This window comes from Streptomyces caeruleatus, assembly GCF_001514235.1.
Taxonomy (GTDB): Bacteria; Actinomycetota; Actinomycetes; order Streptomycetales; family Streptomycetaceae; genus Streptomyces; species Streptomyces caeruleatus.
On record NZ_KQ948944.1, the window covers coordinates 17,261 to 41,907 of the forward strand.

The following is a 24,647-nucleotide window of genomic DNA, read 5'->3' on the forward strand; positions in this document are numbered from 1 at the left end:
CGCCGCGGAGTGGTAGCCGCCGGGTGGTACCGAGGTCGAATTCGAGGCCGGTTATGAGGCCGGCCGGCACCAACGGCGGACGAGGCTGCCCGAGAAGAACTCGGTTTCCAGTGACCGGCGGGGAGGTCCTGTACAGCGACGCGGGCCAGGCGTTCGACGCGGACGTCATGGCACGGAACGGAGTGGGAATGACTGGCGGTAAGCAGGTCCTGCTGGCCGAGCCGCGGAGTCTGTGTGCCGGTGTACGCCGGGCGATAGCCATCATCGAACTGGCTGTGTGTCTACTCGGCGCACGGTGTCTCCCCGCAGGTACGGCAGAACGCGGAGGCTCGCGGGCTGGACGTGATCGACGCGACCTGCCCACTGGTGGCCAAGGTGTACCAGGAGGCCCGCCGGTTCGCCCGCGACGGGCGGACGTTGCTGCTGCTCGGACACGCGTACCACGAGGAGGTCGAGGGCAGGTACGGACACGCTCCCGACCGGACGGTCATCGTCGAGACGGTCGCCGACGCGAAGGCACTGGACCTTCCCCCCGACGCACCGGTCGCCTACCTCACCCAGACCACGCTCTCAGTGGACGAGACCCGGGACATCATCACCGTGCTCCAGCGCAGGTTCACCGGCCTGCGCGGGCCCGCCACAGACGACATCTGTTACGCCAGCCAGAATCGCCAGGACGGCATCAGGGCCATCGTGGACCGGTGCGACCTGGTGCTGGTGGTCGGTTCGACCAACTCCAGCAAGTCGATCCGGATGGTCGAGGTGGCGCGCAGGCTCGGCGGCAGGGCCGAACTGGTGCCGGACGTGACCCACTTCGACCCCACGTGGCTGGCCGGCGTGAACACGGTCGGCGTGAGCGCAGGGGCGAGCGCGCCGGAGATCCTCGTCGACCAACTGCTCGACCGGCTCGCCGAACTGGGTTTCGCGGACCCATCCGTGCAACGGGTGGCGACCGAGGACGTCGTGTTCTCCCCGCCCGCGCGGCTGACCGGAGGGACGGACGTGCTGTGACCTATCGAGACCGGGCTCCCGTGTCGCTGATGGCGACGGCACGGGCTTCGTTGGCAGCGCGTGGGCGGTGAGCCGCGTCGTTCCGACCTGTCCGACCGGTCGCGGCCACGACAAGCCGTGAGGTTCCTTCCAGGCGTCAGCCAGCAGACGAGGCCGTCGACCGAATCGGCATCGCGCCGGGCAGTCGGCCCGAACCTACCGAGAGAGCGGCCCCTACCACACCCAGTGAGGAGCACTGTTCGACATGGCGCTGCTGGAATCCATGCGCGACCCGGCGAGGCTACGTGAGCTGACCACCGGTGCCGGCCCTCCGCGACCTCGCCTGGGAGATCCGCACGTTCCTGATCGAGCGGATCTCCGCGACCGGGAGACACCTCGGGCCCAACCTGGGTGTGGTCGAGCTGACCATGGCGTTCCACACGGTGTTCGAGTCCCCGCGGGACCGGTTGCTGTGGGGCATCGGGCACGAGTCCTACGTGCACAAGATCCTCATGGCCGCGCGACCGTCGCGATCACTGGCGACGGCGCGATGACCGGCGGCATGGCATGGGAGGCGCTCGACAACATCGCGGCCGGGCCGGAGCGACCGCTCGTCGCACAGGGCATCGGGGTGACGGTGGTGGACCCGAGGTGGGGCACCGGGGTCAATCCCGCGCCGGCCGACCTGGCCCGGCGCCACCGGCACGCGATCACGGTTCAGGACAACGGCCGCGCGGGTGGTGCCGGTTCCGCGATCACCCAGGCTCTGCGGACCGCCGACATCGACACCCCGCTGCGCGAGTTCGGCATCCCGAGGCGGTTACTCAGCCACGCCTCCAGGGCCGAGCTACTGACCGTCTGCGGGCTGGTCGCGCAGAACATCACCAGGATCGCGGTGGAGCCTCTGCCCGGCCTCGACGCCGCACCGGCGTGGGCAGGCATCGACATCCCGGCACCTGGCCGGTTCGCTCAGGGGAGGAACATTGACGACCGTCGATTGGGGAATGCCCTTGCCCCGCAAGGACAAGGTCCCGCTCTCGGTGGCCACGGGGCGGACCTCCCCCCAGATCATGGTGGGCACAGTGCCGGTTGGCGGCGTCGCCCCGGTGTCGGTGCTGTCGATGACCATCACGTCCACCGCCGACATCGACGCCACGCTGCAGCCGAGCGTCGAACTCACCGCGACGGGCTGTGAGCTCGTGCATGTCGCCGTCCCGTCGGCGGACGACGCGGCGCCACGCCTGCGATTCGCCCGCAAGTCGGGCATCCCGGTGGTCGCTGACGTCCGCTTCCTGCCGAAGTACGTGTTCACCGCCATCGACGCCGGCTGCGCCGCGGTACGGGTCAAGCCGGGCAACATCCGCCAGCTCGACGACCAGGTCGGCGCGATTCGCCCGTGCGGCCAAGGACACGGGCATCCCGACCCGGATCGGCGTGTACGCCGGGACGCTGGGCAAGTGGTTGCTGCACGGCGGCGTCACCCCGGAAGCGCTGGTGGAGTCGGCGCTGTGGGAGTGCTCTTTGGGCGAAAAGGCCCCCGGTTCCAGGACGTGTCAAGTCCGCGGTCGCGTTCGGCGTGCTGCTCGCGGGGGCATCGACGGCACCATCCGCGTCGCGCTGTCCGTACCACCGGTCGGGGAGGTCCAGGCGGGCAGGCAGATCCTGGAGTCGCTCGGGGTGCGGCCAGAGGAACTGGACATCATGTCGTGCCCGTCCTGCGACCAGGTGAGGCACGCGAGGCCGACATCGGTGCAGCTGCCGGCAATACCTTCATGGAGACCGGCTCGTCACAGGTCACGGTGTGGTCCGCGCACTCATGGCCGGCCGGCGCCTGGCCTCCGGCCTGACCAGAAGGAGCGAGACAAAGCAAACACCTGGGAAACAGCATTCGAAATGCAGTTCACTCATGAGCGTACGGATTACGATCTCGCCAACCACTGAGCGTCAATCCACAGTCTCAGGCGAAATGCGCGGGGGCCACGAGTCCGTTCGCAGAACCTGCAGTACGAACGCTCTCGAAACCAACGCGACACGATTCGTCGCTTGCAACTTGTGGGACATGACGCGGACGTGATAGTCGATGGTCTTCGAACTGAGGTACAGCTCTCTCGAGAGTCGCCCACTGGAGAAGCCGGCCGCGACACCCTCCAGGATCCTGGCCTGGACTGAGCTGAGAACCAAACCATCGACCGGCTGGCAGACTTCGGAGCCGTTCTGATCCTTATCCATGGCACCCATCCATTCCGTACGGCCGACTGAGCCAGGACCGCAACGGAGAAATGCAGAGCGAGAAGTACTGGAATAAAATTCTAAGTGGATCATTCACTCTTGTCACTCTCGCGGCCCTGCAGCCCGTCAATTTTCGCCGACCTCGGAATTCCCTCCAAATTTTGCGGAACTCCGACCTGTATTGACGGCGCCGGGGAATGGTGTTGCCTGCTGAGCTGGGGGCGGCCCGGCTGATGGCACCCACGCTCACCCCGACTCGTGGCGAGCTCGCCGCCAAAGTCCTCGACGACATCCGCGTGGCCATGCGCGCCGCGTCGATCTCGGTGCGCAGCTACCTGTGACGGACGGGAAGAAACGATTCGGCGGACTGGAAGCGAGACACTCAAGTCGCCACAGGAAGTGGCCGCTCGGCTTTCCGCACAGCTGGGTCGCGCGCCGCGAGGTCAGGCGGAAAATCATGTCGATCACCGCGCACGCCACGAAGCCCGCCCGCACCAGCAGATCGGCGCCGAAGCCCACGTCGACGGCCGACACCCCAGCGTGGGCGGAGCGAACGCGGACACACCGCGCCCTATATCTCAGCGGAATCCGGCTTGGGAGCTCGCCGCGGCGCTGTGCTCGCTTGCGAGCGTGCTTCGCGACGTAGTGTTACCCGGCCACGAACATCGCCGGCGGGGGGCCTGACGCCATTGCATCCGCACGCACGCGATCACGTCCAGGTCGTGAGCATCGTCCGACCACTACAGGTCCGCTGGGGGAGCAGCGGCGGGCGGTCGGCCACGCCTCGTCCTGCACGGCGATCAGGGCACACGTGATCATCCTCCCTGCAGGGCCTCGGCGATCATCGCCGCCGTCAGCATCTGCGCGCCCCTGCCACTGTTCGGGTCGCAACCGGTGACGTCCTCGATCCGCTTCAGGCGGTAGTCCAGCGTGCTGCGGTGGATGTACAGGCTGCGGGCTGCCTTGTTCCTGCTGTAGTCGGAGTCGACGAAGGCGGCCAACGTCTCCCACAGGACCTTGTGCGCCCGAAGAGGCCTGATCACCGCAGCCAGGTCGGTTCGCACCTTCTCGTTCAACGTGACCGCGTACTCGACCAACACGTCCGAGATCGTGTAGGCGCCACTCGGGCGCAGTCCGGCCACCACCAGCCTCATCACGTAGGATGCCTCGTTGAACCCATCGACAAGGTGTTCTCTGTCCCGTTCCGCGGTGGCGAGCCAACCTCTGCCGCCAAGACACTGGTTCAGCCTCGTCACCGAGCAAGGGCCGCTGCCTGGACCGGCTGCCGGGATGAAGAGAACGACGTTGCCGTCCCGGTGCGTCAGAAGCGAGTCCTGTCCTGCTACCGCGCGCAACGCATCCATGCCGCAGGCGGGCTCCGCAAGCCTCACCACGGCGATCAGGTATCGATGAGTAAGCCCTTCGAGCACGTCCGCGGGCAGCGGATGACCGTCGGCGAGGTCGCCTGCCAGATCACGTGAAACGTCCGCGGTGGTTTTTTGCTGGCATCCGTCGAGGAAGTCCTTCAGCAGGTTGCTCCCGGCGCGCACGATGGCGGCAAGCCTCGGATCACCTGCTGCCGCCTTGGTCAGTAGCTCAACCAGTTCGTCCGGCTCGTTACCGGTCCACTCCTGCCCTTCGGCCTGCACCCTTGCTCTGAAGTCGGCGACCCTGTCCTCCTCCGGCGTCGGGCGGAGCGCCTCGACCGGAGATAACGACTCGCCTATGATTCCAGTCATTTCTCACCTCATATCACCGCATGGTGCGCTTGTCCTACATACACGCACCTGAAACTTTCTGCAAATGCCGCCCAGATAGTTACTGACGGTCTTTTCGGTATGACATTTGAGGGCCACTTCGTGGCCATCACCCTTTTCGGCAACTCGGACGAATCGCCGCGATTACAGGTGTCAGAACGCAGCAAAATCTCACCGATGGAAACCAGTTGCATCTTGGCCTCCAGCATGTAGCCGACTGCTCCGCTTTCCAACGCCAGCCACACGCCCCCAGTCAAGCCGCTGAACCAAAACCGAGACGGGCGGCAAGTTACCGGCCGACTCGATCGAAAACCAGCTCACCCATACTTCCGGCCAGGAGGGGCAAATGGATCCTGTACCGTGCAGACCGACAAAAGCCATTGACAATTACCCTGGAGAATTTTTCCCGCCGGGACAGTAGAGGTTTCCGGCACGGCACTCCGTTCATGTTCACGAGGCACGGGCACATCGGAGCCTGCCGCGAGTCACTCCGAGCCTGAAGATCGTAACACGGATAGTTGAAAGTTCTAAGAGAATACCCGCCAGTTATGCTCCTTTATGTCTTATGTCCACTTCTTTTTCTTGGAATTTACATAACCCTTGATGAATCGTCAGATATGTTCCCATGGGTTGAGCGAGTACGCCGAAGGTCGGCGGTGTCGTCGCGATGCTCGGGCGGGATCCCGGCTGCTAGAGCAAGTTGCCTAGGTGTCCGGGGTGTTGGTAATGCCCGGATGATGAGTGCTTAGAGGTCGTTTCATCCTGTTGTTTCATCCCGGAATGCGGCTTTGATGTGCTGGTGTCGGGCCGCGCCAGGAGGTGGTGTTCTCGCCGGTCAAACGGCGGGCCATGAGGTCGGTCATGGCGAGGTGGATCATGGCCTCGGAGCGGTGGGGATGGGTTTCGTAGTCGCGCGCCAGGCGCCGGTGCAGCATCAGCCAGCCGTAGGTCCGCTCGACCGCCCACCGCTTCGGGATCGGGGTGAGGCCTCTGGTCCCGGGGGTGCGTTGGACGATTTCAAGGTCGATGCCGAGGGCGGCGGCGTGCTCGACGAAGTGCTTGCGGCAGCCGCCGTCGACCCAGACCTTGCGCAGGGTGGGGTGGTCGATGGCGGCCTGCTCCAGGAGAGTTCGGGCGGCGGTGGAGTCCTGGACGGCGGCCGCGGTGACCAGTACCGCCAGCAGCAGGCCGAGGGTGTCGGTGATGATGCTGCGCTTGCGGCCCACGATCTTCTTGCCCGCGTCGATGCCCTGCGTCCTGGCGGGGACGGAGGTGGAGGTCTTGACGCTCTGGGCCTCGATCACGCAGGCCGAAGGGTGTCGGTGCTTGCCTTCCTGCTGGCGCACCAACTCCCGTAACAGGCCGTTGAGCTGGATGAAGATGCCGTCGGTCTGCCATTTGGCGAAGTAGCCGTAGACCGTCTGGTGGGGCGGGAAGTCGTGCGGGAGGTAGGCCCGCTGGCAGCCGGTGCGGTCCACGTAGAGGATCGCGTTCATGATCTCTCGCAGGTCATGCTGGGGCGGCCGGCCGAAGTCCAGCGCCGGGCCCCGGCGTTCGAAGCGCCAGGCGGACAGTACCGGCTCGATCAACTCCCAGCGGGCATCGGACAGATCACTCGGATACGCACGACGGTCGGTCATGACCTGGGCATACCGCCGATCGGGGGGCGTGCGCCCAGGCGTGTGTTCTGGCTCGCGGGAGCACGGGACAGATCCGTGTGTCCTGGAATGAGACAGGCGTAGGTCGGCCCCCTTCTCAGACGTCACACCCTCCGCCCCGCCAGCCGCGACCCGCACTGCAGACTCACCAGCACCAAATCATCAGAGGTCACAAAACGATAGATAGCACCGCACTGAAGATTAAAACGACCTCTAAGGTGCGGTGCCCCCTGGACCAGGCGACCGCTCCATGCAGGGGAGGCCGGAGGGAAGGGTCGTGGCCACGTGGGCGACTCCCGTCGGGACCAGGCCGTCGGGGACCACGCGCGAGACGAGGCCCGCCCGTTCGGCCTCACGAGCGCACATCGGGCGGGCAGCGAGAACCATGCCCATCGCCCTGACCCGCCCGACCAGGCAGGCCAGACGCTGGGTACCGCCGACGCCAGGGATCACCCCCAGCATGATCGAAAGGGAGGGCGGACAGGCGAGCACCGCGCGGTTCAACAGGAGGTCACCTCACGGTACGAAGGCACCCAACCTGCCCCTACGCCGCTTCCCTAACGGACGTACCGCACGGGCCGTCGCCCTGCATGACCGTAACCTTGTTGAGACATAAAATAATCTCGAACTTTACTGAATCCCCTTCAATTTCACCCTAACATCCAAGCGCTACCTGCAGCGGAACACATGCAGCCGCTGGTCATGATCACCCCATGCATCCAAGGACGCGCGATGCCGTCACGGACTCCTGCCATGCAGCGCCTCCGGTCCATTCGGACCTCGCTGCTGCTGCTCGCCCTCCTCCCCAGCCTGACCCTCGGTGCTCTCTGGGCCACCACGAGCGCCCGCGTGCTGTCACAGGGCTTCACTCTGCGCGCCGAAATGGCCACCAACCTGGCCGTCGCCAAGCCGTTCGGTGACATGATCGACGCCGCGGCCAAGGAACGGACGCTGAGCGCGGTCTGGCTCGCCGCCCCCGACACCTCGCGGGGTGCCCTGGAGGCGCAGCGCCGCAAGACGGACATCGCCGTGGCCGAGATGGCAGGGCTTCCCAGCACGCTTGAGGACGCCCCGCAAGGGTCCAAGGCGGCGTTCCAGCCGGTCGCGGACGCCATGCGGGCACTGGACCTGCCCAACCTGCGGGCCCGGATCGATCGCCGGTCCATCGATGTCCGGACGGCCACCGCAGCGTTCACCCGCGTCATCGATGCCGAGATCGTCGGCACCGCCCAAGCTTTCCAGGTGAGCGACGCGTCCCTGGTGACGGCGTCCATCCCGAACGCACTCCTGATCGACGCCCGTGAGCAGCTGCAGTTGGAGGACGCCACGCTGGCACCCGCCGTCGCGAGCGGACGGCTGAGCTCCGCGGACCGGGCCGCCTTCGCCCACGCGGTGGGGGCGCGGCGCTACATAATGGCGAGCCTGCCCGGTCAGCTGGACGCCCGGCACCTGGCGGAGGTGAAGAAGCTCACCGGCAGCCGGGCGTGGAAGACCATGGAGAAGATCGAGGACGCTGTCATCGCCCAGCGGGATGGTGACAGCACCGCCTTGCCAGCGGTTGCCCGGCAGTGGACCCGCGTCCAGGCCGAAATCCACCCGCGGATGCAGAAGGTCACGGTCGCCCCCATCATCGCCTTCATCGCCCAGAGCCAGGACCGGGCCGACTCTCTGCTGTGGCAGGGTCTCCTCACCAGCGGGGCCGAGCTCGTCGCCGTCATCGTGGTGGCCCTGCTGTCCTGGCGGGTCACCCGCTCCCTGATGCGGCGCCTGGCCGGCCTACGCCAGGCCACCCTGGAGCTGGCCGACACCCGGTTGCCGAGCCTGATCGACCGTCTCAACCGCGGGGAGAACGTCGACGTCGAGTACGAAGCCGCGGATCTCGACTACGGCGACGACGAACTCGGCAAGGTCGCCCACGCCTTCAACTCCGCCCAACGCACCGCGCTGCACAGTGCCGTGAGTCTGGCCGACGCCCGCCGCGGCTTCCAGAAGGCCATCCTCGGCGTCGCCCGGCACACCCAGAACCTGGTGAACCGCCAGCTGAGCCTGCTGGACACCATGGAGCACAAGCACCAGGAGCCCGAGGTGTTGGAGGGGCTCTACGAGTTGGACTCCCAGGCAAGCCAGATGCGCCGCTACGAGGAGAACCTCGTGATCATCAGCGGGGGGCAGCCCGGACGTCGCTGGACCCAGCCGGTCGCCCTCGTCGACGTGATACGCAGCGCCGTCGGAGAGGTCGCCGAGTACCAGCGCATCACGGTGCACGCTGACGAACAGCTGAAGCTGGCCGCGCACGCCGTGGCGGACGTGATCCACGTGCTGGCGGAACTCATGGAGAACGCCACCAACTACTCGTCGCCCGTCTGCCCGGTGTGGGTCCGGACGGAGCACGTCGGCAAGGGAGTCGCCGTCGAGATCGAGGACCGCGGGCTCGGCATGAGGAAGGATGAGTACGCCGAGGTCAACCGGAGACTCTCGCAGCCGCCGCAGTTCGATGTCCTGGCTCTCGCCGACGACGCCCGCCTCGGCCTCTTCGTGGTCGCCCGGCTGGCGGCGCAGTACGACATCCGGGTCACGCTGCGCTCCTCGCCGTTCGGCGGCACCTCGGCGGTGGTCCTGATCCCCTCGGGACTCTTGATCGAGGACTCCCCCGTGGTCCCGAGTGCTCCGGTTCCTCCGGTCACACTCGTGGCGGATACCCGGCAGACCGGGACCGTCGCCGGCACGGCCTGGCAGCCGGACACCCACCAGGCTCCCCGCCCCGCTTTTCAGCACGCCGAGCATCCCGCGTCGGAGCGCCCGTCCGTGTTCACCCCCCTGCCTCGCCCGGTCACCCCACAGCTTTCGAGCACCGCTCGCGCGGACGGGCCTGCGGCGATCACACCCCCGTCCGCCTCCTTGTTCGTCGACGGCGCTCCGCGCCTCCCGCAGCGCGTCCCCCAGGCGAGCCTTGCCGAAGAGCTGCGCCGTGACCCGCCCGTTCAGTCCTCCCCGGCAGACCCGGATCCGCTACCGCAGGCGGAGCAGGTCGCCAGGACGATGTCCGCCTTCCAGCGCGGCACCGAGCACGCCCGTGGCTTCGGCACACGCCCCGCCCTCGACCCCGATTCCTCCGCGACGACAAAGGCCCCGAGATGACCGTTCACCCGCACCGTGCCCCGACTTCCTCCGACCACCTGGGCTTCCTGCTGACCGGCCTCGTACAGCAGGTGACCGGTGTGCGATTCGCCGTCGTGGTCTCCGAGGACGGGCTGGTGGTCAGCAAGTCCGCGGCCTTCCCCAGGCCCGAGGCCGAGCGGCTGGCCGCGACCGTGTCGGGGCTGATGAGCCTGGGTCGGGGCGTCTGCGCCGACTTCGACGGCGGGTCGGTCGTCCAGTCTCTGCTGGAGATGCGTAACGGCTTCCTCATCCTCACCTCAGCCGGTGCGGGCGCGCACCTCGCCGTACTGACCGACCTCCAAGCCGATGTCGGGGTGGTGGCGTTCGAGATGAACATGCTGGTGAAGAGGGTCGGGGAACACCTCGGTGCCGCCCCCCGCGCCGAGATCTCCGCCCCGCTGGGCACAGGCGGTTTCGAGCGGTGAACGGTGGCCCCCAAGAGTCCTGGGCACAGCCCGAGGGGGGCGCTTGGCGGACGGTACGGACGTTCACCCTCACCGGCGGCCGTACTCGGCCCAGCCGGGACGTCTTCACGCTCATCACCCTGGTGACGACGCTCGACCTGCCCCTGCCGTCCGTCGGCCACGGCCTGCAGCCGGAGCACCTGCGCATCCTGCGCATGTGTACGCAGCCACTGGCTGTCGCCGAGATCTCCGCCCATCTGCACCTGCCCGTCTCCGTGACGACCATCCTGCTCTCGGATCTGCTGGACCAGGACAGGATCTTCGCCCGCCCACCCATCCACGTGGCCGAAAGCCCACAGATCGCCCTGCTGAAGAGAGTGAGGAACGGTCTTGCCCGGCTCTGACAACGGCCCCGAGGCTGTCAAGATCCTGATCTCCGGCGGATTCGGCGTCGGCAAGACCACCATGGTCACGGCCGTCAGCGAAATCACCCCGCTGCGTACGGAGGAACGGCTGACCGTCGCGGGAGTCGGGGTGGACGACGTGATCGGCGTGGAAGCCAAGACGACCACGACGGTCGCCCTGGATTTCGGCCGCATCACGCTCAGCCCCGACCTGGTGCTCTACCTGTTCGGTACACCCGGCCAGCAGCGCTTCTGGTTCATGTGGAACGACCTGGCGGTCGGAGCCCTCGGCGGAGTGGTGCTGGTGGACACGTGGCGCCTGGAGTCGAGCTTCGCCGCCATCGACTTCTTCGAGAGACGTGGCATCCCCTTCGTGGTGGCCGTCAATGGCTTCGAGGGCCGGACGCACCACAGCACCGAACAGATCCGCAGTGCTCTCGCTCTCCCACCGACGTTTCCTGTGCACATGTTCGACGCCCGGGAGCGCGGTGCCTGTCGGGACGTCCTGCTGAGCCTGGTCGACCATGTGCTCGCCCAGGTGCCCGTTCCCCCGCCGACGGCCCGCTGACCGACTGCCGTCGTCGTGGAGCCTTACCCGCCCTCTGCGAGACGTGAGGCCCTGAGACCGTGTCCTACGTGGTGAGGCGGACGAGGCGCTTGTAGCAACCCAGGGCGGCGGCGAGTCCGAGAAAGGCCAGGTAGTTACGGGGATGGCGCTCGTATCCGGGGCTGAGTCGGCGGTAGCCGGACAGCCAGGACATGGTCCGCTCGATGACCCAACGGCGTCGCCCTAATCGTTCGCCGGACTCGATCCCCTTGCGGGCGATGCGTACTCCGATCCGCTTCCACCGGAGCCATCTGCGCTGGTCGGCCAGGTCGTAGGCTTTGTCCGCGTGCAGGCGCTGAGGCTTGGAGCACCTGCCGTTGTGAGGGTCGTGTCTCGTTGGTGACCCTCGATCATGGGCTTCAGCCCTTCGCTGTCGTGAGTGTTGGCTGCCGAGACGCCGACGAGGAGGGGCAGCCCGTTCGCGTCCGACAAGATGTGCATCTCGGAACCCGGCTTGCCGCGGTCCACGGGGCTCGGGCCTGTGTGTTCGCCCCCTTTCAGCCCTCACGTGCGCGGTGTCGAGTACTACGCGAGTGACGTCGATGAGGCCGGCGTCGTCGAGCTGGTGCAGCACGGCTTCGTGCAGGCGGCCCCAGACACCGGCCCTCGACCAGATCAGGAAGCGGCGGTGGGCGGTCGACTTCGATATGCCGAAGCACGGCGGAAGTTGGCGCCATGCGCAGCCTCTGACCAGGACGTAGATGATGGCCGCGAAAAGCGTCTCATCAGGCGTGTCCTGCGTTCCGCCGCCCTGCGGCCGCACCTTCGACGGAGGGATCAGCGGCTTCGCGATCTCCCACAGCCCGTCCGGAACGATCCAACTCCACGTACCCCGCCCCCTGCCGGGGCAACGTCCACCTCACCACGTAGGACACCGTCTAATACTGCCACGGTGTTTGTTCTGAGTGCTGGGCAGTTTTTCAGGGGCTGTGTCCGCGTCGTTCGTAGTGACTGAGGCAGGCCTGTTCCTGACGTCGTCGGCGCCCGGTCGACCAGTGCAGGATGTGGTCGACCGGGGTGGGGGCGGCGGTCGGTGAGGCGGGTGATCAGGCGTCGGATTTCGGCGAGGCTGAGGTGGATGAGCTGGGAGGATCCGTTTCTGCTTTGTCCGTGTCCAGCTGTCGGTCCCGCAGGACGGTCAGGCAGGCGTGGGCGGCCATGGCCAGGGTCATGTGGCGGTGCCGGCCGGGGTAGCGGCGGACCTGGTAGTCGTCCAGGCCGCAATCCTGCTCGGCGGTCTGGAAGCATTCCTCGACGGCCCAGCGGCTGCCCGCGATGCGGATCAGCTCGTCCAGTGTGGTGCCGGCGGGACAGTAGGCGATGTAGGAGGAGATCTCCTCGGGCCTGCTGACGTTGCTGCGGGCGAGGACCCGGTGCCGGCGGTCCTCGCGGTGCCAGGGCCGCACCGCGACGCGGGCCCCGTCGAAGATCCGTCGGCCATGGGCTCCTTCGCCGCAGGAACGGCGTTTCCATTTCTGCCGCGGCAGGCCTGGAAACAGGTCGTAGACGGGGTGGTCGATGGACCAGCGGGTGACGACGGTGTCGTGGCGGTTTTGGCCATGACGTGGAAGACGTCCGCCTGCTCCAGCTCGAACCGCCGGCCCTTGCTGTAGCCGTAGGCGGCGTCCGCGGTGACCCAGCTGAACGGGATCTTGTCGGCGATGGCCCGGCGGACCATCGCCTTGGCCATGGCAACCTTCGTGGCGAAGTCGACCGTGTCGTCGATGCCCGCGCGGCGGCAGCGGTCCCGGTCGTCCGTCCAGGAGGTGGGCAGATACAGACGGCGGTCGATCAGTGTGCGTCCGCGGCTGGTGGCGTAGGCGAGGAACACACCGATCTGGCAGTTCTCGGAGCGGCCGGCGGTGCCGGAGTACTGCCTTCGCACCCCGGCCGATCGGATGCCCTTCTTCAGAAACCCGGTGTCGTCGACGATCGGACGGCCTCGCGGTCTGCGAGGTGTTCCACGACGTAGTCGCGTACGTCGTTCAGGACCTCGTCGGCGTCCCACTCGATCCGGTTCAGCAGCCGGTGGATGCGTCGGGACCCGCGTGCCCGGCCTCCTCCGCCAGCGTCCAGCCGTTCTTCCGCTGCAACGGAGCGATCAGTCCCCGCATGTAAGCCAGCGCCGACTGACGCGGCTCCTCCCGGTTGAACCGGTGCACGAACCGCTCATGCAGAGCACCCAGTTCACCCGCCCACAACCTGGCCACAGCGGGGTCCCCACCCATAACCACAGCAACGACCGAGCTGGCCAGCAGTCATGGCAAAGACCGTTGCAGCACTAAGGCTGCGGGCAGTGATGTTGCCGTAGTCGTTCGTTGTGTGGGCGGAGACTCCGCGGGGCCGCCAGACGGCCGACCAAGACCTCACGGGCGGAGGCAGTGAGGCGGACGCTCGCGGCCGAGCCGAGCTTGACCGCGCCCGGTGCACGCTCGAGTCGACGTCGCAGAGCCGTCCGACGCCCTGCAATTCGGCGACCTCCATGGATCCGGAAGCGCGAGGAGCCGGCTCTTCGCCGCCGAGCCCTCGATCCGCAGGACACCGTCGCCGTATGCGACATCGGTCCTGTTCCGCCGCCTTCACCTCGCGACTCCGGGAGTCGTCTTCGGGCAGGACCTCGACAGTGATGCCGACCCGGTCGGCGGCGAAGAATCGGGTGCGCCCCGCGGCGATGTCGAGGATGGCCGAGATCGGGGAGGGGGCGTGGCGGCGACAGGGTCGACGACAAGGCGCGACGGCCCGGCAGCCCAGGAGCGGAGATGCCGGGCCTGGAGAGCTACATGAACGGTACGTTCACACAGGCAAGCCGCGGGCCGGCCGTTCCAGCGTGACCTTCATGCGTGGAGGTCACCATCTCGTGCAGCACCACGGAACGAGCTCCTCCCTCACGGAAGCGCCAGTCCACGGTGGCTATCGAGCGGGCGGAGCCGTCCTTGTTGGTGGTCAGGTCCAGCCACACCTCGTTGTTCGGGTTGGCGAAAGCGGGGTCCACCGAGGGCTGCGTCGGATCGGGCTGGTCCTGATAGTGCGGGCCTGCGTCAGTGGGCAGCTTGCCGCACGGCTTGGTGTGGACATGGGCCCCGTAGACGCGGTCGGCCCCGAGGTCCCGCACGCGCAGCTCGATGCGCGTCCCGCCGCTGCGGCGCAGTTCCTCCTTGACCTGGACCCTGCTGCCCACCGACACCAGCTCGTCGTTGTAGGTCACCGCCTGAGCCCAAGGCGCCGCGCTCACCGGGGCGAACACCGTCCCTACGACCAGCTTCGGCACCGGAGCCTTCGCGTCCTGCGGCTCGGCGGCATTGGCGGACGCCATCAGACCGGCGCCGGCGGTGGCGCGTCATGCGCAGGTGCCCGACGGCGGCTTCGTCGGCGTTGCGTGCGGCGCGGCGCGCCAGCATCAGCTTGGTCTTCAGGTTCGCCTGACCGACCTTCGGCTCACCGGTGGTGGAGTAGATCGAGACCAGCGACACGACACGGCCGGGAGCATGTGCGGCGACGGTTTGGGCGATCATGCCACCCATTGACTGGCCGACCAGGTGGACCCGGACCAGGTCCAGGTGGTCGAGCAGTTCGACGACGTCGCCGGCCATGTGTCCCAGTGTGTAGGCGTCGGGCCGAGGCCGTCCCAGGAGCAGACGCACCTTGCCCGGCGCGGGCTGGACGAGCTTGGACGACCGACCGGCGTCTCTGTTGTCCAGGCGGACCACGTAGTAGCCCTCGGCGGCAAGACCGTCGACGAACCGTTTCGGCCAGACGGTGAGCTGCTGGTTGAGCCCGGCGACGAGGACCAGCGGCTCACCGGCCGGGTCGCCGTCGGAGCGGTAGCAGATCCGGATGCCGCCCCGCAGATCGGCGAACCGGTCGGCACTGTGGTGTGCGATGCTCACGCGAGGCTCTCCCGGACGGAAACAGCCTCATCAGAGGTCGCGTCGGCGAAGTGCAGGTGCTCGTCCACGAGGGCGCCGTTGCGGATGAGCTTGCGGTCGTCCAGGTAGTCACGCGACATCAGCCACGGGGCCGCCGGGCCCTGCCTGGGCAGGCGGGCCATCGCGCGCTGGACGTAGCCGGCCTCGAAGTCCAGGACCGGACGGGTCGGCATGTCGGGATCGGCAACGGCCCAGACGGCGTCGTGACCGTGCTCATCCATGTGCGAGAGCAGCTTGACGAAGTACTCGCACAGGAGCCCGACCTTGAGCGTCCATGACGCGTTGGTGTAGCCGATGGCCATCGCGAAGTTCGGGACGCCGCTGAGCATCATGCCCCGGTAGACGACGGTGTCGGGGTAGTTGACCGGGCGCCCGTCGACTTTGAGGTCGATGCCGCCGAGGACCTGGATGTTCAGACCGGTCGCGGTGACGATGACGTCGGCCTCGAGGAGGCGACCGGACTCCAGCCGGATGCCGGTCTCGGTGAAGGTCTCGATGCGGTCGGTGACCATCTCGGCGGAGCCGTCGGAGATGGCCTTGAACAGGTCCCCCTCGGGCACGGCGCACAGACGCTGGTCCCACGGGTTGTACGGCGGGTTGAAGTGCTCGTCGACCGGATAGCCCGCGGGCAGCATCCTCGTGTTCACCCGGCGGATGAGTCGGCGCGCGGCATTGGGGAACCGCTGACAGAACTTCCAGACGAACCGCTGTTCGCGGACGAACTTGGCGCGGATCAGCTGATGGGCGCGCTCGGGGCTGAACAGCTTCTTGAACAGCTTGGCGAGCGGGTCCTGCTGCGGCACCGGCATGACGTACGTCGGGGTGCGCTGCAGGAGCGTGACGTGCCGGGCGGTGCCCGCCATCGCCGGCACGATGGTCACGGCTGTGGCGCCGCTGCCGATGACGACGACCCTCTTACCGGCGTAGTCGAGGTCTTCGGGCCAGTGCTGGGGGTGGACGATGGTGCCCCCGAACCGATCGGCGCCCTCGAATACCGGGGTGTAGCCCTGGTCGTAGCGGTAGTAGCCGCCGGCGCAGAAGATCCAGCGGGCCTTGATCTGCTGGGTAAAGGTGCCCTCGGGAGTGGTCTGCTCGACCTCCACGAGCCAGCGCGCGGTGGGCGTGTGCCAGTCGGCGCGGACGACCTTGTGCCCGAAGCGGATGTACTGGTCGAGCTGGTTCTCCTTGGCGGTCTCTTCGAGGTAGGCCAGGATGCGGGGAGCCGTCGCGATGGTCTCCTTGTCGCGCCACGGTTTGAACTCGTACCCGAAGGTGTAGAGGTCGGAGTCGGACCGGATGCCGGGGTACTTGAACAGATCCCAGGTGCCGCCGATGGCGTCGCGGGCCTCGAGGATGGTGAACGTCTTGCGCGGATGCTCAGTCTTCAGGTAGCGGCCCGCGCCGATGCCGGAGATGCCGGCTCCGACGATCAGGACGTCGACCGTCTCGATGGAGTGCGTGTCCATGGTCCTCCCTGCTCCGGTTGATGCCCCCAAGCCTGGTCGCCCCTCCACTCCCCCGCCATGTACAAGGTGACCCACATCTGACCCCTGCGTGGTGTGAAATAGACACCATGAGCGACGATTGGGAGATGCCCTCCGCGGCAGCTCAGGAGATCATCCGGCGCGGGGCCGAGCAGGCGCTGGACCCACGGCCGGAGTGGCTGCCAGAACTCAACGAGGCGGTCCTGACCAACGAGCGCCTCGCCGAGACGCTGTCCGACCCCGTGTTGGCCGAGAGGATGCGCAGCTCGAATCTCTCGAACCTGCTGCACTGGGCTGCCGCCAACGTCCAACGCCCCGGCGCCCGCGTTGCCGCGAACCTCAATCCGGTGGTCCTCAAGGCCAGCCGCGACGTGGTCCGCCGCGACCTGGACGCGACGGCGCTCGACGCGTGGCGGCTCGGACAGAACGTCGCCTGGCAACGGTGGATGCAGATCTGCTTCGAGCTGACCCGCGACGCTCATCTATTGCAAGAGGTCCTGGCGATCACGTCGAGGTCGATCTCGACGTTCATCGACGACACCATCGCGGCGGTCGCCGAAGTGATGCGCCAGGAGCGCCACGAGCTCACCCAGGGGACCCACGCCGAGCGCCTGACCACGGTATCGCTGCTGCTGGAGGGCGCCCCGGTCGCACGGACGGCGGCCGAGGCCAGTCTCGGGTATGCGCTGACCGGAAGCCACATGGCCGCCATCGTGTGGGGCGGCACCGACGTCACAGGCGAGCACCTCGAACTGGCCGCCGAAATGGTCCTCCGTGCTGCTGGTGCCGCCAGGCGGCTCACCGTGCTGGCGACCAGCGCGTCGCTGTGGCTGTGGCTTCCGGTCGAACGAACACCCGGCGTCCCGGACCTGGACACCGACCTCGCGACGATCCCGGGGGTCCGAGTCGCGCTCGGCCGGCCACGCCGCGACCTGGACGGCTTCCGTCAGAGCCACCTCGAGGCCGCCGCGGTGCAACGCATGATGGCCCGTCTCGGCACCGTCCGGCGCGCTGGCAGCTATATGGACGCCCAACTCGTCGCGCTGCTGAGCAACGACGTCGGCCGGGCGGACGAGTTCGTCGCCGACACCCTCGGCGACCTCGCCCGAGCCGAGCCCGAGCTACATCTCACCTTGCGCACCTACCTCGAGGAACAATGCAACGCCGCACGAGCAGCCGAATCCCTCTACGCACACCGCAACACGATCGTCCGACGCCTGGCACGGTGCGACGAACTGCTTCCCAGGCCACTGTCGGAGAACCCCATCGCCGTCGGCGCAGCACTGCAGTTGATGTGGTGGCGCGGCCAGCACCTCGAAAAGTGAGTGACGGGCGGGCACGATCCCAAATCCGCTGAATTACCAGTCTTCTTCCGGGAAAGCCGTGCCGTTGTGCGGCGATTCCAGCAACCGCTCCAGATGGTCGAGGTTCTGCCGTAGCAACCCGATGGCTTGTGCGGGCCCCTCGGGCACTTTGGCGGCGCCGTCCGTCTGCGCGAGGGACTGCACCGCCATTCTGGCGAGTTCGGTGGCGATGGCCTTGTCTTCCCCGGGGTCTCCGGGACGGTGCCACCAGGCGATCCAGTTGAGCATGCCGATGATGCCCAGAGCCGCGGTGCGCGGATCGACCGTGCGTATTTCGCCGGCCCGTATGCCCGCCTCGATGAGTCGGATGAACTCCTTGAGTACCTGGCGGCGGTTCTGCCGGTACTTCGCCCCGATGTCGTCGGACAGTTCCGCCTCGGAGCGGACGAGGAGAAGGAACCGGTCCGGGCTCTCGGCCTGGTGCAACGCGAGGGAAGTCGCCATCGCGTGCAGCTTCCCGAGGGGGCTCAGGTCGGTTCGCTCGTTGATCTCGTGCAGCAGCACCGCAGGCGCTTCGGTGATCTCGCTGACCAGGCGGGAAAGGAGTTCGTCCTTGTTGGCGACGTAATGGTAAAGGGCCGGGCGGGTGAGTCCCGTGGCTGCCGCGATGTCCTGGAGCGTGGTGCTGGCGAACCCTCGCTCGGCAAAGAGGCGGGTGGCCTGCTCCATGATCTCTTTTTCGACCAGTTCCCGACGGGCGCTGCTGCGGCTCTGGGCACCGTTGGACACCGACTGCCGCGTGGGGCGAGGCTTCGACTGCCTGCGCGGCTTGCTCGACTGCTCGGGGGCGCTGGATGTCACGTCGGTGTCCTTGGAAGCCATGTCCGCAGAATAGCCCGCGGTGTCTTTGTGGATCACGCAGATGCATCGGTGGCCGGGTCGGGTGGTGTACCCGCCGCCTCGTCGCCGTCCGGTGCGGTCTCGTGTGTGAGGTGCACGAGGTGGGTGCGCGCGCTCGCCAGCCCGGCGACGAGGTCCGCGTGACGGGAACGGGGGGCTTCGACGACGACGACCGCGTCGGTGCGACGGGTGAGCCGCTCGGCGACGTCGAGCCGGTTCAAGACAGCTGAGCGGTCACTGGGGCCGGTGAGCCAGAGGGTGCGTGCGCCGGGGGCGTGGTGAACCGTGTGGTCGGCCTCGGCGTTCCATGCGGAGGGGTGGTCGATGGAGACGACCGCGGTCGTGGGGTCATCTCGCAGATCGGCGGGCGCGAGGCGGCTGCCGAACCGCCCTCCGTGGATCGTCAGGGGCTGCTTGGTGATCCACTCGGCGATGTCCTGCGCGGGCACCGACTCCGACGCCACGTCGGCGTAGGCCGCGAGGCCCCTCCTTGCGACGTCGGGCGCGGATGCCGCGAAGCGGTCCACGCTGACCTTCCCCGCGCGCGTCATGTAGGCGATCATCAGTTGGTCCACCGGCAGGTCGGTCCGTTCGGAAAAGGATTCCCACCACAACTCGCTGCGCCGGGCGATGCGCTGGAGGTAGTCGACCTCCGGCCGTCGGATCCGCTCGTACTCGGTGAGGGCCTCCTCGACAGTGGTGGCGGACAGCAGCGCGCGGTCGAGTGCGATCGCGTCCTCCATGGCGAGCTTGGTCCCCGACCCGATCGAGTAGTGCGCGGTGTGAGCTGCGTCGCCGAGGAGTACGGTCCTGCCGGTGTGCCAGCTCTCGCACGAGACGGTACGGAAGTGAAGCCATCGAGTCCGGTTGCCGATGAGCACGTGGCCCTGAAGTGTCTCGGCGAATGCCTCCTGGAGGTACTTCAACGACACCTCGTCGCTGTCCTGCGGTCCCGTCTGCTCGGTGGCGAGGTCGAAACCCGCTCGCCGCCAGGTCTGCTCGTCGGTTTCGATGAGGAAGGTGCTGCGGTCCGCGGCATAGGGATAGGCGTGAGCGACGAAGGTCCCGTGCGTCGTCGTGACGGGGGTGAACACCGCGCTGGGAAGGGCGAAATCGGTGCCGCACCACAGATACAGCCCCTTTCCGGTGGTGATCCGAGGCCGGAACCGCTCCGCCAGGCCGGTCCGGGTCGCGCTGTTGATCCCGTCAGCCGCGACGACGAGATCCGCATCGAGCCCCGCGGCATCGTGTCGCTCGCCGAAGTGCAGGCGGACGCCGGCATCCGAGGCGTGGCCCTGCAGCAGGGCCAGCAGCCGGGTGCGGGCGATGGCCAGCAGGCGGCCGTGGGAGAGACGAGCTGTCTGCCGGCCGACCTGCATCGACATCTCATGCGGGTGGGCCGCCTCGACGATGGACTCCAGCGATTCCGGATCGGCATCGCGCAGATTCTGCTGCGTTCGCGAGGCGATGCCGACCCCGAATCCGAAGGTTCTGTCCGGCGGGCTCTGTTCGTACACCACCACATCGGCCTGCGGGTGGCTGCGCTTGAGCAGTCGCGCGGCGTACAGGCCTCCGGGGCCGCCGCCGAGTACTGCAACTCTCCTGAGATTCACGAACACTCCTGACAAACAGGGCAATTATTGAACGTAGAGTTGGATGGTCAATGTCGGGTCATGCTCCCGAGCGCGCTGGCGGATGCGTGCAGCAGGGCTCATCCCCGACGTGGCTGAACGCCCGCAGGAGACGAGCCCTGCGTGTGATGAGCGTCGAGGGCGGGTTATACGCCCAGACGTCTCCGTGCCGCTGGTGGAGCTTCTTCCGTCAGTTTGTCGGCGATCTCGCCGCGCAGCCTTTTCTTGTCGATCTTTCCGACGTTGGTCTGCGGCAGCTCCTCGACCCATTCCAGTCGTTCCGGCCACTTGAACTTGGCGACCCCGAGGGACTCCAGGTGGTGTTGTACGTCTCGCAGAGACAGCGGCGTACCGGATGCCGAAACGGCGTAGGCGCATGTCCTCTCGCCGAGACGAGGGTCGGGCATGGCCACCACGGCTGCCTGCCGGATGTCCGGATGGGCGAGGAGGAGCGCTTCGACTTCCTCTGCGTTGATCTTCTCTCCACCTCGGTTGATGAGGTCCTTGATGCGCCCCTCGATGGACAGGTAACGGCGTCCGTCGATGACGGTGACTTTGGCGAGATCACCAGTGCGGTAGAAGCCGTCCCGGGTGAACGAAACGCTGTTGTGCTCGGGCGCCTCGAAGTAGCCGGCGATGGTGTAGGGGCCGCGGCAGCACAGCTCCCCCACCTGCTCGTCGGGGAGTTCTCGCTCGGTCCCGGGTTCCAGGATGCGGACCTCGTCGCTTTCGGCGATCGGTACTCCCACCGTCGTCAGGCGGGCCTCGGCCGGAGAATCGAGCGGGCTGACCGCGAACAGCCCCTCGGACATGCCGAACATCTGTCCCGCCCAGCATCCCTGCCCGTCGACGCGCTCGAACAGTTCGGTGCCCACCTTGGCGCCGGACAGGACCACACGCTTCAGGTGCGCCCGTGCCGGCCCGAACTCCGGGGCGAGAATCGACTGATAGAGGCCGTGACCGATGAGGACGTCGGTCGTCCGGGTACGGGCCATCAGATCGAAGGCGGCCGGGGCGTCGGCGGTGGCCAGCACGAGGCACGCCCCGACCGAGTGGGCGGCGTGCAGCGCGCAGGAGATGCCGGCGTTGTGGATGACGGGGATCAGGTGCGCGCTCCGGGTGTTCTCGTCCCAGCCCAGGTGGCGTGCGTAGAACAGGCCGTTGTTCCAGTACTCGGCATGGGTGCGCGGAATCACCTTGGGCACGCCGGTCGTGCCGCCCGACAGCTGGAACACCGCCACGTCCAGCGGGTCCGTGTCCTGTTCGGCCGCCTCCACCAGGGCGCGGGCACGGCTGGGCTCGATGTCGGTTCCCAGGGTTTCCAGCTGGGTCGCGGCAGGCGCGTCGGCCGACTGCTCGCCGACGGCGATGACGTGTCTGACGGTGGGGTGGCCGTCGGCGTGCGAGCGGGCGAAGCGTACGAGGTCGAAGGGGAGTCCGGCTTCGACGATGTGCCCGACGGCGCCGACCTTGCGGCTGATGTGGCCGATCTCGTGCATGCGGTGGGCCGCGAGGGTGGCCACGGGCACCAGTCCGGCTTTGAGGCATCCGTACCAGGCGAGAACGGTGCCCATGCGGTTGGTGAGCTGGAAGAGGACGGGGTCGAGCCGCCGGAAGCCGAGGCCGATCAGGGCGGCGGCGATCTGGTCCGTGCGGGTGTCCAGCTCGGCGTAGGTGATCGACTCGTCCCGGGTGATCACCGCCTTTCTCCCGGGAAATCGGAGGGCTACCTGGTGCAGGCGTCTGCCGGTCGGTTCGGTGCTCCATTCGCCGCTGGCCCGGTAGCGGCGGGCGCGGTCGTCAGGAACGGAGACGAGGCGTCCGTTCCAGTCTGAGTGGGTCACGTGATCTCCAGTGGCTTGTCGTGGCTCGGCCTGTCACCGCTGGGCACTCGTCGGCAGCAGCCGACCGATGTCGAGCGCGTGGTCCGGGTGGTCGGCCGGGACCAGCCCGGAGTAGAGGGCGGTCCAGCAGGCGGGGCAGCACAGCTGCCGGAATACGACCGGCTCGTCGACATACGCGGAGGGATCCGAGGTGACGTGGGGTCCGGCGACGGAGGCGGGTCCCTCGAAGCGGGCGAGGTCCAGTTCCGTGTCGGTGCGGGCGTCACCGAGCAGGCGGCCGCAGTGGGCGCAGCCCACCACGAGGGCGTCTTCGGTCTGCACTTCGACGAGGTTGTCGTCGAGGCGCTTGGCCCGGGACAGGTCCAGAGTCGGAGCGTCGGTGCGCGAGGGTGCAGTCGAGCGGGTGCTGCGCCCGCGGCGGACCTGCTCGCGGCGCGTCCTGGTGGCGGCCTCGTCGACGCCGTCCTCGTCGAAGACCACGCCGTAGAGGTCGGCGGCACCGGCCGTGGTGATCTTGCCTTCCCGGAGGTCGCCGGCGACGGCCTCGGGGTCGCGCAGCAGCGGGTCGCCATATCCGCCGCCGCCCTGCCAGTGCAGGTAGAGCACGTCGTCGGGGGCGAGGAAGGTCTGGTCGTAGCAGGCCCGCAGCTCCTGTGTGCCGCCGACCGTGTCCAGCGAGGTCGGCAGGGCGCCGGCCGTGAAGGCGGCCTTGACGTCGGTGCCGCGGGCGACGATGCCCACCGCGGTGTTGCCTGGGTAACCGCCGGAGAGTCCGTTGTTCTGGGCGACCGCCTTGCCGGAGGAAGCGACGACCAGACCGATGGGGGTGTCGGTGCCGTAGGGGATCACCGCGCTGGAGCCGCTGACGCCGCCGCGGTGGCGGCCGGGGCCCCCGGAGTCGGGCTCTTCCCGGCGCCACAGGGTCATGAGCGGGTACAGGTACTCGGTCATCTCCACGTCCGGGATGCGGCCCATGGGGATGCAGTTCAGTCCGCCGGTGTCCATGCCGTCGGCCTTCGGGCGGGCTCCGTAGCCAGCCGCCATCACGTCCATCACGATGTTGATGAACGGCACCGGCTGTTCGCCGCGCGCGTCGAGGCCGGCGAGCACCGCCGTGTCGTGGGTGCCGCAGCAGCTGGCCTGCACCCGGTCACCGAGTTCGGCCGACCGGTCGAGCATCTGGGACAGGCATTCGGCGATGAGTGATCCGGTCTGCCAGGCGGGCCCGATGGGGCCGCGGCTGACGGCCGCTGGGAACCGGGCGTTGTTGAGGGTGCCCTCCTCCGAGATCAGGTCGAAGCACCGCATCAGTCCGCCGGCCGACCAGGGGATGTCGGAGGCCAGGGTGGGCAGCAGGGCGAGCATCACGCCGCCGCGCATTCCGGCGTAGGTGCAGTTGATGACGCCGGCTTGGGGATCGGTGCCGGTGAAGTCGAAGGTGAGGTGGCCGCCGGTCTTGGTCATCGCCACCGTGATCTTGTGGAGTCCGCGGTCGCCCTCATGGGACTGGTCCTGGTAGCCGGTCGCTTTCCAGGTGCCGTCCGGCAGCGACGCGAGCTTGCCGCGCAGGCGCTGCTCGGCGTCGTTCATCATCCGCTTCATCACGGCCTTGACGGTATCGGCGCCGTACTGTTCGATCACCTCCTGCAGCCGGTTGCGGCCGACCGTGTTCGAGCCGACCTTGGCCCGCAGGTCGAGGCCGACCAGGAGGGGGACGCGGGAGCGGCGGATCCACAGGTCCGCGATGTCCTCCTGGAGTTCGAAGTCGCGCACCACCTTCACCGGCGGGGTGGGGACCGCTTCGGAGAACACGTCCTGTGCCGCCGGGGAGAAGGAGCCGAGTCCGACGCCGCCGAGGTCGGGCTCGTGGCAGACCGCACTGGTCCAGCCGAAGAGTTTGCCTTCCGCGAAGATCGGCTGGAAGACGATGACGTCGTTCTGGTGCAGACCGCCGCCGACCCAGGGGTCGTTGCACAGGAACATGTCGCCCTCGCGGACGGTGCGGTGTTTGAGCGTCCAGTAGATCGCCAGGTCGACGGCCCCGACAAGCATGGTGTTGTACAGGCCGACCTGAACTTCCTGGCCGAGTTCGTCACTGATGGCGAAGTCGAAGTCGTTGGCGTCGGTGACGATGGGCGAGCCGGACATCCGCTTGAGGGCTTCGCCCATCTCGTCGGTCACCGACCACAGACGGTGGCGCACGACCTCGTAGGTGAGAGGGTCGAGCTCGTCGATCTGTTCTTGGGTCACGGTGTGCAGCGGAAGTGAGGCGGGCAGTCGCCGGGCGAAGTCGTCCGGGTCCACGGGGCGGCTCGCGAAAACCTCGGAACCGGGGATGTGCATGGTCATC

Annotated in this window: 17 protein-coding genes and 6 pseudogenes; 10 read left to right on the top strand and 13 right to left on the bottom strand. The window is 67.7% G+C overall.

Features of this window, described 5'->3' with window-relative positions:
• Window positions 1-336 precede the first annotated feature (336 nt).
• The 4 genes and pseudogenes from AQJ67_RS40225 to AQJ67_RS46290 form a co-directional block, all read left to right on the top strand.
• The gene (locus AQJ67_RS40225; protein ID WP_244190767.1) at window positions 337-1,011 is read left to right on the top strand and encodes a 4-hydroxy-3-methylbut-2-enyl diphosphate reductase; all 675 of its coding nucleotides are present in this window, start codon (window positions 337-339) and stop codon (window positions 1,009-1,011) included.
• Between the two features lie 299 nt (window positions 1,012-1,310).
• Window positions 1,311-1,606, top strand: a pseudogene (locus AQJ67_RS50875) (1-deoxy-D-xylulose-5-phosphate synthase N-terminal domain-containing protein); the annotation flags it as partial.
• Between the two features lie 24 nt (window positions 1,607-1,630).
• A pseudogene (locus AQJ67_RS49905) lies at window positions 1,631-1,813 on the top strand (hypothetical protein); the annotation flags it as partial.
• Window positions 1,814-1,973: 160 nt separating this feature from the next.
• Window positions 1,974-2,721: pseudogene (locus tag AQJ67_RS46290) on the top strand (flavodoxin-dependent (E)-4-hydroxy-3-methylbut-2-enyl-diphosphate synthase); the annotation flags it as partial.
• 213 nt (window positions 2,722-2,934) lie between these two features.
• Here AQJ67_RS46290 and AQJ67_RS50880 read toward each other — a convergent pair.
• Window positions 2,935-3,312, bottom strand: coding sequence for a LuxR C-terminal-related transcriptional regulator (locus AQJ67_RS50880; protein ID WP_425264222.1), 378 nt, complete (start codon window positions 3,310-3,312; stop codon window positions 2,935-2,937).
• A 104-nt stretch (window positions 3,313-3,416) separates the two neighbouring features.
• Here AQJ67_RS50880 and AQJ67_RS48020 point away from each other — a divergent pair, with 104 nt between their 5' ends.
• On the top strand, window positions 3,417-3,560 hold the full coding sequence (locus AQJ67_RS48020) for a hypothetical protein (RefSeq protein WP_159058917.1): 144 nt from the start codon (window positions 3,417-3,419) through the stop codon (window positions 3,558-3,560).
• A 474-nt stretch (window positions 3,561-4,034) separates the two neighbouring features.
• Here AQJ67_RS48020 and AQJ67_RS40245 read toward each other — a convergent pair whose 3' ends face one another.
• The 3 genes from AQJ67_RS40245 to AQJ67_RS50885 all read right to left on the bottom strand — a co-directional run bounded on the left by AQJ67_RS40245 (window position 4,035) and on the right by AQJ67_RS50885 (window position 7,096).
• Window positions 4,035-4,958: a PucR family transcriptional regulator gene (locus AQJ67_RS40245; RefSeq protein ID WP_062724473.1), complete on the bottom strand. Its 924-nt coding sequence runs from the start codon at window positions 4,956-4,958 to the stop codon at window positions 4,035-4,037.
• 788 nt (window positions 4,959-5,746) lie between these two features.
• Window positions 5,747-6,616, bottom strand: a complete 870-nt coding sequence (locus AQJ67_RS40250; protein ID WP_062724474.1) for an IS5 family transposase — start codon at window positions 6,614-6,616, stop codon at window positions 5,747-5,749.
• A gap of 231 nt (window positions 6,617-6,847) precedes the next feature.
• Window positions 6,848-7,096 carry an enoyl-CoA hydratase-related protein gene (locus AQJ67_RS50885; RefSeq protein ID WP_079056492.1) on the bottom strand — a complete coding sequence of 83 codons (249 nt, stop codon included), beginning with the start codon at window positions 7,094-7,096 and terminating at the stop codon, window positions 6,848-6,850.
• Window positions 7,097-7,387: 291 nt separating this feature from the next.
• Here AQJ67_RS50885 and AQJ67_RS40260 point away from each other — a divergent pair, with 291 nt between their 5' ends.
• From AQJ67_RS40260 to AQJ67_RS40275, 4 genes are read left to right on the top strand one after another with little or no spacing between them, the layout of a single operon-like run.
• Window positions 7,388-9,772: a sensor histidine kinase gene (locus AQJ67_RS40260; protein ID WP_062724476.1), complete on the top strand. Its 2,385-nt coding sequence runs from the start codon at window positions 7,388-7,390 to the stop codon at window positions 9,770-9,772.
• Window positions 9,769-10,218 (top strand): roadblock/LC7 domain-containing protein, encoded by a 450-nt coding sequence (locus AQJ67_RS40265; protein WP_062724477.1) that lies wholly within the window; start codon window positions 9,769-9,771, stop codon window positions 10,216-10,218. The genes AQJ67_RS40260 and AQJ67_RS40265 overlap by 4 nt, the downstream gene beginning before the upstream one ends.
• Complete coding sequence (locus tag AQJ67_RS40270; RefSeq protein WP_062724478.1) at window positions 10,215-10,601, top strand: DUF742 domain-containing protein; 387 nt, start codon at window positions 10,215-10,217, stop codon at window positions 10,599-10,601. The genes AQJ67_RS40265 and AQJ67_RS40270 overlap by 4 nt, the downstream gene beginning before the upstream one ends.
• Complete coding sequence (locus AQJ67_RS40275) at window positions 10,588-11,169, top strand: GTP-binding protein (protein WP_062724479.1); 582 nt, start codon at window positions 10,588-10,590, stop codon at window positions 11,167-11,169. Before AQJ67_RS40270 ends, AQJ67_RS40275 begins: the two co-directional genes overlap by 14 nt.
• A 64-nt stretch (window positions 11,170-11,233) precedes the next feature.
• Here AQJ67_RS40275 and AQJ67_RS47335 read toward each other — a convergent pair.
• From AQJ67_RS47335 to AQJ67_RS50985, 5 genes and pseudogenes are all read right to left on the bottom strand, one after another.
• Window positions 11,234-12,025: pseudogene (locus tag AQJ67_RS47335) on the bottom strand (IS5 family transposase).
• 229 nt (window positions 12,026-12,254) lie between these two features.
• Window positions 12,255-13,436, bottom strand: a pseudogene (locus AQJ67_RS40285) (IS701 family transposase).
• Between the two features lie 548 nt (window positions 13,437-13,984).
• On the bottom strand, window positions 13,985-14,521 hold the full coding sequence (locus AQJ67_RS40290) for a superoxide dismutase family protein (RefSeq protein WP_107123111.1): 537 nt from the start codon (window positions 14,519-14,521) through the stop codon (window positions 13,985-13,987).
• 43 nt (window positions 14,522-14,564) lie between these two features.
• Window positions 14,565-15,095 (bottom strand): annotated as a pseudogene (locus AQJ67_RS50890) (alpha/beta fold hydrolase); the annotation flags it as partial.
• Window positions 15,092-16,600, bottom strand: a complete 1,509-nt coding sequence (locus AQJ67_RS50985) for a flavin-containing monooxygenase (RefSeq protein WP_062724480.1) — start codon at window positions 16,598-16,600, stop codon at window positions 15,092-15,094. The gene AQJ67_RS50985 and the pseudogene AQJ67_RS50890, both read right to left, overlap by 4 nt.
• A gap of 107 nt (window positions 16,601-16,707) precedes the next feature.
• Here AQJ67_RS50985 and AQJ67_RS40300 point away from each other — a divergent pair, with 107 nt between their 5' ends.
• Complete coding sequence (locus AQJ67_RS40300; protein WP_062724481.1) at window positions 16,708-17,943, top strand: PucR family transcriptional regulator; 1,236 nt, start codon at window positions 16,708-16,710, stop codon at window positions 17,941-17,943.
• A gap of 33 nt (window positions 17,944-17,976) precedes the next feature.
• Here the strand turns inward: AQJ67_RS40300 and AQJ67_RS40305 are convergent, their stop codons facing one another.
• The 4 genes from AQJ67_RS40305 to AQJ67_RS40320 form a co-directional block, all read right to left on the bottom strand.
• Window positions 17,977-18,804: a TetR/AcrR family transcriptional regulator gene (locus AQJ67_RS40305; protein ID WP_062724482.1), complete on the bottom strand. Its 828-nt coding sequence runs from the start codon at window positions 18,802-18,804 to the stop codon at window positions 17,977-17,979.
• Between the two features lie 32 nt (window positions 18,805-18,836).
• The gene (locus AQJ67_RS40310; protein WP_062724483.1) at window positions 18,837-20,435 is read right to left on the bottom strand and encodes an FAD-dependent monooxygenase; all 1,599 of its coding nucleotides are present in this window, start codon (window positions 20,433-20,435) and stop codon (window positions 18,837-18,839) included.
• A 164-nt stretch (window positions 20,436-20,599) separates the two neighbouring features.
• Window positions 20,600-22,297, bottom strand: a complete 1,698-nt coding sequence (locus tag AQJ67_RS40315) for a (2,3-dihydroxybenzoyl)adenylate synthase (protein ID WP_062724484.1) — start codon at window positions 22,295-22,297, stop codon at window positions 20,600-20,602.
• Window positions 22,298-22,330: 33 nt separating this feature from the next.
• Entirely contained in the window at window positions 22,331-24,646 is a 2,316-nt protein-coding gene (locus AQJ67_RS40320) for a hydantoinase B/oxoprolinase family protein (RefSeq protein WP_062724485.1), read from the bottom strand.
• Window position 24,647 lies beyond the last annotated feature (1 nt).